This window comes from Wolbachia endosymbiont (group A) of Longitarsus flavicornis (assembly GCF_963931955.1).
Taxonomy (GTDB): domain Bacteria; phylum Pseudomonadota; class Alphaproteobacteria; order Rickettsiales; family Anaplasmataceae; genus Wolbachia.
On the sequence record NZ_OZ008337.1, the window covers coordinates 1,210,675 to 1,227,403 of the forward strand.

Genomic DNA, 16,729 nt, shown 5'->3' on the forward strand with positions numbered 1-16,729 from the left:
AATGTAGAAAATTGATAACAATCGAAATTACCTATTCAGTATCTTTCTTATAGTAGATATAGTAGTATTAATATCTTCACAGCTTATATCTCTATGTGTTATAACTCTGATTTTACCTCTTATGTTAGCCATCCTAATTCCATAATTTGTCATTAGTATATTTATTAATTCTTGAGCAGATATACAATCAGTACGTAATGAGAAATACGCTATATTAGTTTTGTATAGGTCAATATTGATTATAACTTGATCTATAGAGCTAAGACCTTTTATAAGGTGCTGCATTTTTTTATGATCTTCTATTAAAGAATTCATGTTGTTGTTGAGAGCATATAAACATGCAGCTGAAATAATGCCAGCTTGGTGCATACCTCCGCCAATTTGAAACTTATAGTACCAAGCTTTTTCAATAAACTCTTCACTTCCAGCCAATACTGCACCCATTGGAGCGCCTAATCCCTTACTAAAATCAATAAACACCGAATCAAAATAATTTGCATATTCTTTTGGAGATATTTTAGCATAAGCACAAGCATTGAACAGCCTTGCTCCATCTAAATGAGAGGATACGTCGTTCTTTTTGCAGAGACTTGAGATCTCTTGAATATACTCTAAAGGCCACACAGCTCCACCACCAAAATTCGTTGTTTGTTCGACAGAAACAAGCCCAACTTTTGGAACATTCCTTAAGCTAGGACGAGTAATAAACTCAACGATTTGCTCTCCAGTAAATATTCCTCTTGTTCCTTTAATAGGTAAAGGAGTGGCATGTGCCTGGGCTGCAATTAATCCAGATTGCACTATTAATGGATGCGAAGTTTCATCGAGTAACAAATAATCACCAGGTCTTTGAATGTGCACTTTATAAGCAATTACATTACACATCGTTCCCGAAATCAAAAATATTCCTGCTGGCTTACCTAATATTTTACATGTGGTTTCTATTAATTCGTTTACAGTTGGATCTTCACATGCAGCTTCATTTCCAACTTTTGCTTTAGCCATTACTTCCCTCATTTCAGATGAAGGATTAGTGTTTGAATCGCTAAAGAAATCTATTTTTACTCTCATACTAAATTTAATACAACCTCCTTTATAATTTCAGCAGCATTTATTATGTCTGCTTCCTCTATACCAAGATGAACAACTGCTCTTATATGAGATTCGAGCCAAGGAAAGAGCAATAAACCATAAGCTTGGCATTTACTCAAAAAAAACTCATTAGTCACATTTAGTTCTTTTATACTAAAGCTTACTATGTTAGTTTCTGGATAAGGTAGTATCAGCTTTACATGTGGAATTTCTTTAATCTTGTCTGCAAACAATTTAGCGAGCTTATTATCTTCTTTAAGCCTAGAGATATTATTCTGTAGTACATATTTTGCTGCATTAGCGCAGTACCCAATTTGATGATAACCACTCCCCAACCAAACCTGTAACTTCTTAGCCTTTTCAATTATCTCTCTTTTACCCATAAGCATTGAACCAAAAGGAGCTCCAAGTCCTTTAGTAAAAGAAAAGCTCATTGTATCTACATATTTAGCATAGTCAGCTAAAGCAACATTTGTTTCAGCATGAGCATTAAATATTCTCGCACCATCTAAATGAAGACTTATATTGTGAGCTTTTAAGAAATTATATAACTCTACTTGTTTCTTAAAAGGATAAATTTTACCGTTAAACCCGTTTATACTATTTTCTATAGAAACTAGACTCACCTGAGCAAAAATTTTATATCTCGGTTTAGAGTTAATAGCATATTCTACTTCATCAATATCTAAGATTCCGGTATTATTCCTAATACAGTTAAACACTATACTATTTACTTTTGCATTGCCTGCACTATCGAAAAAATTAACATGATAATTATAATGAGTAATTAGTTCATCACCAGGACTTGTTTGACTGGCAATAGCTAACCTATTTGCAAGCATACCACTGGTTACGAACAATGCTTCTTCTACTTTGAATAATTGTTTACAATATTCCGATAAGTTGTTACAGCTTTTGTCTTCACCGTAAGCAAAATCTCCAACGATTGCACTACTTATTGCGTGTATAACGTTGGAGCTTTGTAAAGTTGTAGTGTCACTTCTCAGGTCGATAGTTTTTTCCATTTTCTTTTTTGATATTTAGACAGCCAATTTGAGCATCCCAAAGTTCTTTATAAAGACCTTTCTTGCAAACTAGTTCAGAATGTTTACCATCTTGGACAATTTTTCCTTTGTCAAATACTAGAATTCGGTCCATATGTAAAAGTGTAGAAATACGGTGTGCTATAGTAATGGTGGTTTTATTTTCCATCAACTTAAATAAACTCATTTGAATTGTTTTCTCTGTTATAGAATCTAACTGACTAGTTGGCTCATCGAGAAATAATATCGGAGCGTTTTTTAGAAATGCTCTCGCTATGATTATTCTTTGTCTTTCCCCTCCAGATAGCTTTATACCTTTTTCTCCAACTATAGTTTCATATTGATCGGGTAGAGTCATAATAAAATCGTGAATACCAGCTAGCTTGGCAGCTCTCATTATTTCTTTGACAGTAGATCGAAGTTTACCATACATAATATTTGCTAAAATAGTATCATGAAATAACAATGGGTCTTGAGGTATTACAGATATGTGCTGCCTCAAAGAACTCTGTGTAACTTCCGATACTACTTGATTATCAATCTGTATATTACCTTTTTTAACATCAAATAGTCTTAGGATTAGGTTTATAAAAGTAGATTTACCACCTCCAGAATAACCAATTAGACCTACTTTTTCGCAAGGATTAATAGTAACTGAAAAATCTTGAAATAATGGCTTCTGACCTTCATAAGAAAAAGAAACATTATTAAATGTTATCTTTCTGCTTAATATATTTAATTCCTTAGCGTTTTTCTTATCTTGAATTTCCGGTACAGTAGTTAAGATTGGCAATGCATATAAAACTTTGCCAAAGTGAGCAGAAAATTGGGTAAGATTTTTAGTTAAATGGTTAAGAAACTCTACAATGGATATATTAATTCCAAGTACAAGAGCAATATCTCCTATTGCAATTTTGTTCAATTGATAATCATGGATTAAAAAATACAAATTTACTGCTTGTAGTAGGTCAAATGAATAGCCATATATAAACCAAAGCCAAAAGTATGCCCATTGTAATTTTCTTTCTGCAATAGTTTTTTTCTTGCATACTTGAAAAAATTTATGCCTCTCATGCGCTTGCCGAGAAAATAACCTTACTGATATAACATTTAAAATACTGTCGGCTATACCCGCTATTACTTGTGAACTTTGTTTAGAATGATCATCGGCTAATCTGGTAAGCACCCGAAAACTGAAAACCGAAATCAAAATAAAAATGTTCACCCAAATGAATGTAGCTATTGCAAACTTTATATTTACTAGTGATAAAGTATAAATAGCCAAGATTAATGCTATACTATAACTAAAGAAACAGTCTATAAGCAGTCTTATTAGCTCTATCACACTATCCATTAAGTTACTGACCTTATATACTAAACTTCCGGATAGGTTGTTTTGATAATAGGAATGGTCTTGCTGAAGCAGCCTGTAAAAAGACATATCAGCTATTTTTTGACGCATTGAGGTAAACATTCGAATGTCAACAAAATAGCCATAGAATCTAAAAGCAGTAGTAATAAGTAATGCCATACAAACATAAGCGCTTACAGGTAATAAAAGATTTTCAATTACATTACCTTCTTGATATTTTACAGCTGTATCTAAGATATTTTTTACTAAATACTTTCTAAAAGATAAATCAACAGCCACTACTAGGGCAACCAGGAACATTACAAGCACATTAAGCTTAAACTTGGATAAGATATTCAAAATGAACACCAATATATACTTGAAACTACCAACTCTACTTTTGTTCATTTATAATGCTAGCTCCACCACATTGACTTTTTTATTGAGAAATACAAGCAGTGAAAACCATAAATTTTTGTATATTTTTCCTGAAATGTCTCCAGCATCATGTAGTGCTGACGCTTGATTCAGAATAAGTAGTTTATATAAATCTCGCTTAGCTTCAGCAGTGTTGACCTCAGAAATATTTGTAGTTGTGTCTGTAATAAAGGCTAACCAGCTCTTAATAAGTTCTTCCATATTTTTTATTTTTATACTTTCCTGGCGACGAAATAATGATAAGTATTCTCTCAGTATAAATTCTGTTAATGCACCACAGTTTAATATACCAAAAACTGAAGGCTGAGGTTTTGGCACACAAGGAAGACTTTTATCTTTTACAACCCATCTCGTAACATAAGCAAACCTATCTTTAGCATCTATATTCTTATCACTACCATGCCATAACCGTGAATCAAAAACTATCGCATCTCCTGCTGAAATAGGTAGTGACTTAATTTTATAATTTTCCCGGTTATCCGAGTATTGATCCAAAAAGTATGGATGCCAAAAATCAACTAGAGGCTGTATTTTCCAGTTGTGACTATCTTCTATAACTTGTAGTGCACCTGAAGTTTTATTGACATTATTCAAAGCTAGCCAAACAGAAAAATGATAAGGGTCATTAAAGCTATAAGAGATGTCCTGATGGAAGGGAACTGCATCTATTAAATCAGCAGTTTTACATATAACATTTGATTTTTTCTGCAGTATCTGGCATTGAAGTGACTTTTCAAGATAATTTTTAATAATTTTATCTAATACTTGAGATACAATTCTAGTTACCTGAGATGACGTGCCCCATCTGCCGGTACAGTTTAAGTAGTCAGAAGTTGAAACACTTAGTTCTTGGGATAGCTTTGATATCTTATTTGTTATATCACTTAAAGACTGAGTTATTAGCTCTAAAGGAACCAGATTTTTGATAATAAAAAAACCATTTTTTTGTAATGTTTCCATATGATTAACACCTGACATCAATAACTGATAAGTAATCTGTTAAAGGTATAACAGCAAAAATTTTGAATCCTTTTACTTGTTTGAGTATTTTTTCCCAATCGCTTAATGTTCTTAGTTTACCTCCTGTTTCAACCATGACATTAATATCTACAGAGCCTCCAGCTGGAGAGCGGTAATCTAAAATAGTTTCTATCAATAAAATACGAGATATTCCTTTGACCAATTTTAAATAAGATAATACTTTATCATCATCATAATGCTGTAGAAAGCGGCAAAAGACACCTAATTCATAATTTGTAGCTGATAGTTCTTCCTGAGTTATAAGTTTGACTTTTAAATTTTCTACTAACTGTCTTGGCACTTTATGTTCGTTATATAGGCCTATGGAACCTTTATTGTGTATATCAGAATAAGCAAGAAATAAAGAGTGTACACCAAATAGCAATATATTCTTAGCACCATCTATATTAATCCTAGAATTAAACTCTTTAGTATCAAACCTAGAATATCCTAGCAATGCTTGGTAAAACGCTATTTTCTTATCTTCTGATGCTTCTCTTTCCTTAAAAGATTCAAATGAAGAGATTGACTTCTGTTTTAGTATATCGGCAATCTTTAACCAATTCTTTTCAGCGGCAACTCTTGCCCACATCGTTGCTGCTTTTGGCAAAAATGGTATTTCCTTAAAACACTTACCTTTTGATGATAGTTGCCATAAGTCCTTGTCCTTATCGTAATCAATAAACCCTATTTCCCACAACGCCCTTAACAGCCTTTCTAGATTTGGTACGATAATGTTTAACTTTTTAGATAAAAACGGCACAGTTGCAGGTAAAATATTTAACAAATCAAGTTCAATAGCAACGCTTGTTAGGTAAGTTTTCCAAAAGGCTGAAAGTTCTGCAGAAATCCTATGCACTTGAGATTCTTTACCTAAATCAAAAATACTAAACTTTACATTTCCGGTAATATCGATTTGTCCTAACACACCTTCAAAAGTTTCAACTTTTGCCATCCCATTATAAAATGCTTCTACCATTTTAAATCTCTGCTGGTAAACAGGATCACCATTAATATCTATATGAAACCAACCATGTTGATCTTCTGCAATAGAATACCCTTTATGAAAAACATTAAGTTTTTTATACCATTTATTATGTACTAACTTTCCATGATGATTAATATGTGTAGCTTTACCATCCTTATAGACTACAGCGATACCATCCTTAAAATCTCCAACATAATCATATTCCTCCTGATAAATCCTGTTGCCATTTAAATTAATATGAAAACATTTATCATGTCTTCTAACTACACAAATATCTTCCTGATAATTTCCAATCCATTGATACAACTGTTTGTATACTCTACATCCAGATGAATCAATATGGTAACACCCTGTATCATCTTCTACGGCCGCTCTATTAAAGTAGAATCCAAAAGTTTTTAGAAATCTATGATGATAAACTGCTTCTCCTCTTACATTGATATGATAAGCACCTGTCTGATCATAAACCGGTGCAAGACCGGGCTCATGAAATTTACCAACCTTTATAAACCTATCTTCATACAAAGGATTTCCTAGTAATTCGTGAAAACTCTCACACGGTGAAATTTTAATAGATTTAAGATTATCTTTGATTAATTGATCAAAGGTTTTCTCATGTTGCATGTTTTGCATAATTTGTAATTTAAATAATTCTTTTGTAAGCTTAGGTACTCACTACTCTGCCATATTTCCTCGAGTTTAACCTCATTAACATTACCAAAATTTCCTAATGTCTTACGGAGTTCATCTGGAGCACAGCAAGGACTAAACTTTCCTTCATTGTTTATCCATGCTTCTTTACCTAAAAATGGGCATTGACCACCTGGAGCCAAATCCTTAATACCTTCTTGAGAAAGAATTGTAAAATTTTCTAATTTTATCTTTTTACCATTTGGTAATAGCATATTATCTCTAAGCTCATATAACCTTCTCACCTCTGTATTCCATCTACTAATTGCTAACTCATCTCTTCTCATAGATAGATCCTTAATTTCCTCAAAATGTGCCCAAAGATGATGTCCTTTAACTCTATCTATGCCGTTTTTTATGGCCATCTTAACTATGTCATAGAGTTCATGTAAATTACTTTCCAAAAATGTTAATTGTAAAGTAACGGTACACCTTTCACCTGTATCGCTAAAGTATTTATCTCTAACTTCAAGGAAAGTTTTTAAATTTTCTGTCACTACTTCCCATTTTGAACCTTTCATGATTCTTTCATGAGTTTCTTTAGTTGCCCCATTCCAGGAAATCTTAACATCAGATAAAATTGGTACCAATAGTTCAGCCCATTTTCTAGCTCCTTTAATGGGAAAAGAACCATTGGTTGTGAGGTTAAGCTTAAGGCCGAACTCATGGCACAAATTGATTATTTCATCAAAGCTTTTATACATTAAAGGCTCACCCATAGTAGAAGGAATGATTTCCCTTAAAGGTGTTCCATCTGCTTCCTTAATTACCTTCCTGATAGTTTCTATTGACATTATCTTGGGTTTTATCCCTTTAGCTTTCTTCTCCTCTTTAACTTTACTATATGGTGAAAAGCATTCACACATTACACAAGCAAAGTTGCAGTAATCTGGATTAGTATCAAAAGTAATTCTCCAAGGACCAGGTTTTGTAGCCACTGATTTGCCTTTATTTTCAATAACATTACGGTAAATTTTGTTAAGTTTCTCAGTATGCTCACTTATAGAAAGCACATTACCATTTTTAGTATAAAGATAGCCTCTTTGGGTCAGTTCACTGTATAATTCCTGGTCTGTAGATAGGACTTGCATTTTTTCTGACAAACTATTTGTATCTCTATGCTTAAATAATAGTCCGTTTATTCCATCTCTTACATATTCTGCCATGCCACCATAATCAGCCGTTATTACTGGTACACTCAGTTGCTGTGCTTCATGTGTGACTAATGGTGAATTTTCACCCCAAATTGAAGGAACAACTATCGCATCAACTTTATTAAATACATCAGTAACTATATTTTTATTGTTATAACTTCCCATCCATTCTATCCTTTCTTTAACAGCATGTGGAAACTGATCGGCAATTGCTTTTAAAGCTTTAGTTTCTTCCCTTGCCGCTCCCCAAATTCTAAGTTTTGCTTTAGATGATAAGTGAGAAAAAGCCTTCAATAATAGGTCAACACCTTTCTCGGGAGTATGAGTACCTATATAACCGAAAATAAACTCTTTTTCTTGCACCCTATTTCTATTCTTAAGACGATTTAGATCAAAACCATAATCAAGATAAGAAATTTTGTTTATCGGAACATTAAAGTCTTGAGTAAATTTATCCATTAAGAATTTTGACGGAGCAATGAAGTAATCTATATAGTCCACTACTTTCTTTGTTTGCTTCATTCTAGTTGCAACCCATTGTTCCCAATAATTTAAGTCTGAATTCAAGAATTCTTCATCTCCTGTAAAATACCCCTTGTAACATTGGGTTGCACATTTTTGATCCTTCTGTCCATCACAAAGCCGTAACAAATCTTCAGAATTACGTTGAATAAATCTTCCTCTTGGACACATTAACCAAAAATCATGTAGCGTAAAAATTGTAGATATATTTTCTTTAAAAGCAACTTCTGGTAAAGTAATTGATAGATGATTAAGATGACCAAAATGTATAAGATCTGGTTGAAAGTTATCTATTATTCTTTTGAATTTTATATTTACTTCTTCATTGATAAATTTGTAACGATATTTAGTTGTAGGTATATTAATTAAATTCAGTAAGATCCGGGAATCACTACAGTCCAGAGCTGTAGTATAATGGAAATCAGGTAAGAAGCTGTTTTCATGCCTAGTAAATATTTGTACCTCATTATTATTGGCTAGTTCATGGGCAAGAGTTTGGCTGTAAACCTCCGAACCAGCGCTATAATAAGGAGGGTAACCATGAATAACTTTTAATATTTTCATATATTACCATATCTATATTGTTAGGATATTCTTGTGTATTGTTTTGTAGACTTTTTATAAATTTACCTAATCCTACTTTTAATGAATGCTTTGGAGACCAACCAAGTAGCTCTTTAGCTCTAGTAAAATCACCATGGAACTTAGTTACGTCAAAATTTCTTGGAGGATAAAAATCAATTCTAGAATCACTTTCCGTGACTTTTAATATTGTTTTTGCTAAGTTTTCTAAAGTACATGGGCTATTAGTAGTAAGATGAATAGCAGGAAGAGAAGATTTCTCGTTTTGTAAATATTTAACAGTTAAGTATATACCCTCTATAACATCATCCAAATAGGTAAAATCAAAAACACATTCTTTACCTTCTATCCTAATTGGATCGCCTTTCAATGCATTGATACAGAGTGCAGGAATTACTCTACTACTATGATCTAGTAAACCACCATATACATTTGAGAAGCGTAATATTGCTACATTAAAGTTAGAACCTTTTAAATTTATTACTTGTTCTTCAATAAACGCTTTACCTTTGGCGTAATTATTTATTGGGTTAATACTAGCAGACTCTGCAACTGGTAGTTCCTTTTGTTCTCCATATACTTCTCTACTGCTTGCATATATAAACCATGGTTTATTCGGAAGCGACTTGCAGAATTCTAAGAATTGGATTGTACCATCGACATTAACTTTTTGGCACAATTTAGGATAAAGCTCACCATGTATAACTCGAGAAATTGCAGCCAGATGAATAACCCCCGTACACTTAGCGAGTAGCGGCATTATATCTTCTGAAAAAAAACTGAGTGGGTTGTCGCGAAACCTAATATCGCAGCTTATTACTTCATAACCCTGCTTTTCTAACTTTTCTACTAAAGCCGATCCTATCAAACCTGCAGCACCTGTTATTAATATTCCCATGTGTCCCTCTCACTACAACCAGGAAAATCTTTCACACCTATCATCTTACAAGTAAGACTTAAAAAGCATTATAAAACTAGTATAAAACAAATGTCAACTTAAATTAAGGATCAATGAATAAAAAAATATAGTTATGAAAGAAGGGTTGGTTGTCTTCTTCTATTTGCCTGAAAATAACGTTCTGCTTTGACCAAATCCTCTTTGTTATTTACCCCCATTGCTTCCTTTTCGTCAGCGACTACATAACCTGCACGTAAGTTATTGCTTGCTGCAATGGGTATTATATCATTAAGACAACATTCGTTGGTCGAATCATTAAATTTTACTTCTTTTATTAGGGTATAAAGATCTTTAGCGTATGAAACCATTATTCCAGAGTTTGCAAGAAGAATTTCATCTTCACTTTTCAAGACTTTTTGAACATTGTCATTATCATCAATTACTAATCTTCCATATTGCTTATCTTGACTATTAAATCCAAGAAGAACTAAATTTTTATTATTACACTTTAAACAATCAGTCATTCTCATAACTGTATCACTAGATATAAACGGGGTGTCTCCGTACTGTATTAAAACTATGTCTTGGTCAGATAACCGCTCCAGGCTTTCTAGGGCAATTTTAACTGCAGTGCCAGTACCTGTAATATTTTCTTGAATTATCAATTTTATATTATATTTATCAATTATATCTTTTAAGGTACTAAATCTTTCTAACTCCTTTAGAAAAGGCTTGTTAATGACAATTGATAGACTTTTTAAACTCAGCGGTTTTGCATTGTGAATTATATGCTCTAAAAGAGTAAAATTTCCCACTTGGTGCAACGCTTTTGAATATTCAGAATTCATTCTACTGCTCTTTCCTGCTGCTAATATTATCAAAATGTTACTCATACATAACTCAGGAATTGATTAGGTAGTAAGTTAATTTATAATTAGTAAGATGTAAAGTCCACTTTGATTTTCTAGAGGAAAATAACTACCATCGAACAGACAAAATTCGTTAAATTAGCATCTGTAGTAATTCTTAGCAATTATTAAGTAAAATTTTAGAAAGAGACGCCCCATAGTTATAATTGAGTGTGTGCTACTTTCAAGTATGGTTTTTATTGATGAAACCTCTTAGACCACTCTGTTTGAAATAAGGTAACTACTGCTTAATTCACCAAAAAGCCTGTAATTAAGTTTTAAAGCGAGTGCGCCCCCAACCCCATCGATTGTACCTCTTTAGCGTCTGTAATGCCCTTTAAAATTTGAATAAGATGTACTTATACTAATTCTATTAGTATAAAATAAACTTGCGCATGATTTTGTCGTCATTTTTATTCATTGTAAAGAAAATTTTGTATGAAGGTTTTTTTAGAAAAATCACTTGCCCCTCTTAAATGCTCTCAACATCCTGAAAATTTGAATAAGTGAAAACATAGGCTGTTTGTAAACAAAAAAGTAATTGCTATTTTCAGAAACTTTTTGAAAAATTACCACAAAATATCTAAATCTTTAATAGGCAAGACCGCACCATTTGCTTGTAGATAGTAATGTGTTGGCTTTATTAACTTGTGCTCTACTTTATCTCCTACTGAAACTTTAAATTCCATATCCTGCACACAAAGAAATCCATATTTAGAATTGGTCCCATATCCTGCAGCATTACGAAAGAATTTAATCTGTCCAAGAGTTGCAAGATTATTTATTCTTTCTCTAATATTGCGCTCACTGCCAAGACCCTCTTCTCCTTCAAAACGCTTTGCAAATTGTCCAGCAGTATAAATATTACCTTGATATGCGCTACTGCGAATTAAACTCAAGATAACCTCATGTTTTCTCATCCGTTCTAAATCCAACTTTTTACTATATTGATCTCTGATTATTGGTTCTGAATTTAAAACTGAATTGTCATGTACAAATGCCCCATTTTTCCAGTAAAGTGTCATTTGCCCGTTATTGCACTGCGAATAGTTAGATTTTTTGCGCGATAAAATTCTCTCATCAGGAGAAGCATTAGCTTTATCTGGTCTAGTCAAATACCAACGAGACCTTACTGTATTATTCCATGCTGTTGAACCACCTGTACCAGTTTTACGTATTATTCCCGCATCAGAAGGATGGGCAAGTAATAAAACAGCTCCTTTTATTGCTTGAGCTATTCGACCACAACAACCTTGAATAAATTGTCTCACATGAGAACGGTCGTTTTCATTTCCTCCAAATAGGTCTGCTGCTGTATCTAATACCACAAGCTTCGGCTGAAACGATTTAATATCCTCAAGTAACTCTTGAAAGTAAGTAGTTAATTGACCAGTATCTTTATTATTAAAAACCATAAGTTGATTATTGTGCCCTGCTCGTGACCATAAGCCAACATTATCCTGAAAATCAGAAGATTCCATACCTGATTGATAAAATTCATTTATTGCGCATTGCCGACGCCAAAGTTCTTCTTCATCATCTTCACAGAACACACCGTATGTCTTTATTTTTTCCAGATCTATTCCAAGCCAAGGTTTACCAAAAGCAGCGGCTGTCATTAATTGTTGAGCAAGGAGAGATTTTCCAACACCACCATCACCATAGAGAGCTGTAACACTTCCTACAGGGAGCCAATCCTTAATAACCCACTTTCTTTCTGGAGGGATATTGGTCCAAATTGTAGTATCAATTCTTTTTGACTTTCTTGAAGAATAAGGGCTTTTGTTGTTAAGGATAAATTCTTCAACGTTCATTCCTTCTAGCACACTATCTGCAGCATCCCAAGATTTTGGCTTATCTTGAGGAATCTTGAGAATAGAAAGTGATGCAACTCCAAAACCAGAAAGCTTTTTTGCGGCTTCTTGAGCATAATCTTTTCCAGGATCATCGTTATCTGGCCATATAATAATGTGTTTACCTTTAAGTGGAGTCCAATCAGTTTTCTCAATAGGTGCTTTTGCTCCAAACATTGCTGTTGTTGCAGTGATCCCTTGTTCTATGAGTAGCTCAGCACATTTTTCCCCTTCTACCAATATCACTCTATCAGATTCAGTGATGCCTGGAATGTTATACAGAGGCCTGATCTCAGGTGCAGTAAAGGTAGATTTTTTAGCATCAAATGGTTGATAACTTTTTCCTGAAGCAGTATCATAACGATATTTGCTGGCAATCAACTGATTATCCTGATCGAGATAGTCCCATTGAGTTATTTTCTTTTGCTCTTTAGTAGGTCGCTTGTTACATCCTATCCATTCACTTATCGAAGAAATTACTTCAACAAATTCTATTTTAGCATTTTTCCCATGTGCAGCTGCCCAAAGATCAATAATGTCACCACCGTCCCAAGTTGCAAAATCAATCCATAATCCGACCTTGCCATACGCTAATTCAACTTTGAGGCTTTTGCCTTTATTACCTTGTACATCACCTATCTGAAATTTGTCACCATGAAAAGTTCCTCTTGGAAATAAATAAGAAAGGCATGATCTGATGTTTAATAATAGTTGTCTTTTTATTTCTTCTACATCAAATTGCTCTAATGGTTCTAAATGTGAGACAGCGTTGTTAAAATCATAATTTAAAGTATTTTTTTCTTTGACATCAGTTAAAAAATCTTGTACCATAGGTTGAAGCTCCTTTTAAAGTTAAGTGTTTGAAAGGTTTTTGAGCAAGGCTGTATTGGTTGCGGTCTTGTTCTCTTATCATGAAGTAAAAAATGCAGTAGGTGGTTCTCTTGGCAAAGCTTGAAAAATATATTAATAAGTGAAGGAAGTTAGTTCAGGTTTATAGTAAAGGTAAGATTGAAGGCTCTTAGGGTTTTCTTTCTTTTAAGACAAAATACTCTAATATAATTCTACAATATTTTCCTCACTATGTCAACTTCCTATTAAATAATCATAATGCTTCTATTTTGTCACATTGATATATTACATATTTATAGTATGTAATATATATTATATATAAGGAAATTTGCCATTTAACATTTTGGTTAAACCTCCACATATACGCAGCTTTGGAGCCGATTGGCAATTTTGCCAAATGAAATTTTATTTGCCATTTGAAATTCTCTTAAGATATTGATTTTCTTGTATTTCTCTTTGTAAGTTCATCTGGTTATTTGGTAGGTTTGCCAAATGATTTGCATTTTGAAGCTTACTTTAATAAGTAAATATACTTATATGGTAGAAAATTTATAACAGTTGCTTACTGCATAAACTAAGTTCACTTATTAACATAACTCAAGAGATGCTTATATTTCTGTACCATTTACTATAGTATACCGGATACCTTATCGATCTTTCCGGAAGTGAGGGAAATTTTTCCAAAACACTTTTACTCCTTATTATAAAAACATCTAACTTTAAACTTACACTGTTCCCTTACTATATATGTTCACCAAAATTATAAAAACTGTTCACTTTTTTAAAAAATTTTGCACAATTCCGCTTTCTATTAGCTTTCATACCCCACTAAATGACCTCTTTTCTAAACAATATATACTAGAAATGCAGTCCGAAATATGAATTGCTCTAAAATTTTTTTTATTACGATTTTTCTATTAAACTTTAATAGAGCTTAACGTGTTTACAATATACCCAGGGGAGAGATTTTCCGTCTATAAGAAGTATCCACAAAAATGCTGTATTAGTAAAGTTATTCATAATAATTATTTGTGAATTAAGTACTTTAGATTCGAGATTACATAGATTTTTGGCAGTTTAAGCCATTTTAGATTGGAAAATGAAATCTCATTAAGCTGAGAAGTGGGCTACTGTAGGGGAGTTTAACATAATTTAAGGTTACAAGTCAAGCAAACTACTATAATATCATAAAAGGCTGCTCCTTGGCTGATTTTGAGTGTTTCTTAGTTTAGAGAAAAACCCTATTATTATAAATAATAAAAATAAGGTATATAATAATACCCTATTTATATTTTTCATTCTTATTTATTCTTTAATTTTTTAACCTTTGTAGATGACTCTCTAAAAAAAGGATTTGAGACAGGAAACGTTAAATTCTTTTTAAAAAATTTTCTTTACAAGGCATGAAGATTTTATTAAACTTACAAGTAAGTTTGCTTCGTGATAGTAAGACTACTGAAAATACCTTTTAGTTGAGTTTAGAGTTGTTTTATAAGCGATCTTTAATCAGGTGGCTACTGTTTTTACTTAAAAATTGTAGCTAGCTTTAAAGAGAAACGCCTTTTTCATGTTTGTATCTTTGTGCCAAGAACTTTTTTACTACAGTAAGCAGAGATGACTAAGGTTGGTTTGTGAAATTTGCAAATTTGTTTTTTAGCTGGTAAAAGTTCTAACTACTTATGCATATAGGTGGACCAGGGAATAGATTACCAGCTGCATTATATTAGTAGACATAAACCTAGTTATTGTAAGATAGTCAAAGGCATCACTCAAAGGAAGATAAATGTGTGGCCTATTCTTCAAAGTAAGGTTTTAAGGAATAAGAAGCCGTTCTGAGTTTTGTGATTTCCAGTAAAATTGAAAAATTAGGAACAAAAACATACTATACTTAACTCACTGAATTTCTATGCTTTTAGCCACTTAGTGTATTACTTTTCTATTTCCAAAAGACTTAATGAATCAGATCGCCCTAAAACCCGCCACAGTAGCTAGCTTTCCACTTTCCGAGAATCTTATATATTATTATAATATGTAAATAATACTATACATATATATACTAATAATAATAGGAAATAATAATAAACAATATGAAAGTATAATGAATTAATAAGGTTAAAAAGTAATACCTAGGGAATGAAAAAAAAGAAGTCAAGGGAATTGGAAAAGTTTTAAAATATTCATAAGTACAAGAAATAGCCTTTAATGCGGATTTAAAGTGATTCTACGACTTCAGGGTACAACACCAAAACCTAAGTTGCTTATGTAAGGTAGCTTAAAACTCGATTAAGAGTATCCATTCAGACTTACGGCTTACTGAAATTTTTCACGATATGGAAAGAGACAAACTAGAACGTATGGTACAGTAACTTTTACAGGTGAAACAGTTAGTAAAAGGAATGTCTAAAGGTTCAGAGAGGATAAGTGGCTTGAAGTTATAACAGGACCATTTGCTCGTGGTATAGGAAAATTCACCCCTGGAGCTGAAGATTTTAGCTATAGGCAAAATTTAATGTTAGGATAAGTCTTTTTTTATGGGTAAAAATATTTTAGAGTTTACCAAGTTTTCTCTATTGCCCTTTCAATCTATAGCTACTATCAATTTACATCCACTCAACTAAAACTTAGCACTTAAGAAATAGCACCATCAATGATTGTATTACATTCCTAATTCCTAGGTTCCTAAATCAGTAATTAGAAATCAGGAACCTAAATTCTGCGTGAGAGCTAGCTTTTTTGCCTACGTTCCTAAAAGCGTTCCTAGAAACCACATGTCTAAAGTCAGCCAGTGAGGCGGATTCTAGCTTCCTAAAACCCTTATATATTATATATATATAATAGTAATAAATAATAACAGTAATAATAAATATAAAATATATTGGATAAATAGAAATAAAGAAGACCTAGAGAGATTACCACAAAACATTACTTAAATTTAATGAAAAAAATACAACTTTGAGACAATTGCATTTAGTGCGGATTTAAAGCGATTATACGACTCCAGGGTACAATTATACTACTAAGACCTAAGTTACTTATGTAAGGTAGCTTAAAACTCGATTATGAGGCACTTCTAAATTATCTTTTACCTTAAACTTTTACTTGCTATAAAAAAGCCTTACCTTAGTCTATCACGTTTTTTATTTGTTGTAAAATATTTTTTCAAAAAAGTGAATGGTCTTTTAAATCGGTGCAATAAAAGCTGGTTATTTTGGAGGTCTTATTGAAATATAACGACTTTTATCTAAAACTCTTAAGAAAATATTTCAGATAATCTCTATAAACAAATTGTAGGTGAAGATAAAGAAAAAAGTTTGAAATTGCTGCAAACATAAGCTACAAAA

At 32.5% G+C, this 16,729-nt stretch carries 9 protein-coding genes; all 9 read right to left on the reverse strand.

From position 1 onward, the window contains the following. Positions 1–27: 27 nt before the first annotated feature. Complete coding sequence (locus AABM58_RS05865; RefSeq protein ID WP_174516730.1) at positions 28–1,071, reverse strand: threonine aldolase family protein; 1,044 nt, start codon at positions 1,069–1,071, stop codon at positions 28–30. After that, a complete protein-coding gene (locus AABM58_RS05870; protein WP_174516731.1) occupies positions 1,068–2,117 on the reverse strand; it encodes a threonine aldolase family protein in 1,050 nt (349 codons plus the stop codon). The genes AABM58_RS05865 and AABM58_RS05870 overlap by 4 nt, the downstream gene beginning before the upstream one ends. Beyond that, on the reverse strand, positions 2,089–3,894 hold the full coding sequence (locus tag AABM58_RS05875; protein WP_338406622.1) for an ABC transporter ATP-binding protein: 1,806 nt from the start codon (positions 3,892–3,894) through the stop codon (positions 2,089–2,091). The genes AABM58_RS05870 and AABM58_RS05875 overlap by 29 nt, the downstream gene beginning before the upstream one ends. Further along, positions 3,895–4,884, reverse strand: a complete 990-nt coding sequence (locus tag AABM58_RS05880; RefSeq protein ID WP_338406623.1) for a phytanoyl-CoA dioxygenase family protein — start codon at positions 4,882–4,884, stop codon at positions 3,895–3,897. Between the two features lie 4 nt (positions 4,885–4,888). Further along, positions 4,889–6,565, reverse strand: a complete 1,677-nt coding sequence (locus AABM58_RS05885; RefSeq protein WP_338406624.1) for a WG repeat-containing protein — start codon at positions 6,563–6,565, stop codon at positions 4,889–4,891. Then, positions 6,526–8,862 (reverse strand): glycosyltransferase, encoded by a 2,337-nt coding sequence (locus tag AABM58_RS05890; protein WP_338406625.1) that lies wholly within the window; start codon positions 8,860–8,862, stop codon positions 6,526–6,528. Before AABM58_RS05890 ends, AABM58_RS05885 begins: the two co-directional genes overlap by 40 nt. Then, positions 8,819–9,778, reverse strand: coding sequence for an NAD-dependent epimerase/dehydratase family protein (locus tag AABM58_RS05895; protein WP_015588901.1), 960 nt, complete (start codon positions 9,776–9,778; stop codon positions 8,819–8,821). Before AABM58_RS05895 ends, AABM58_RS05890 begins: the two co-directional genes overlap by 44 nt. A gap of 131 nt (positions 9,779–9,909) precedes the next feature. Further along, the gene (locus AABM58_RS05900; RefSeq protein ID WP_338406639.1) at positions 9,910–10,671 is read right to left on the reverse strand and encodes an NTP transferase domain-containing protein; all 762 of its coding nucleotides are present in this window, start codon (positions 10,669–10,671) and stop codon (positions 9,910–9,912) included. A gap of 584 nt (positions 10,672–11,255) precedes the next feature. Beyond that, positions 11,256–13,370, reverse strand: coding sequence for an AAA family ATPase (locus tag AABM58_RS05905; protein ID WP_338406640.1), 2,115 nt, complete (start codon positions 13,368–13,370; stop codon positions 11,256–11,258). Positions 13,371–16,729 lie beyond the last annotated feature (3,359 nt).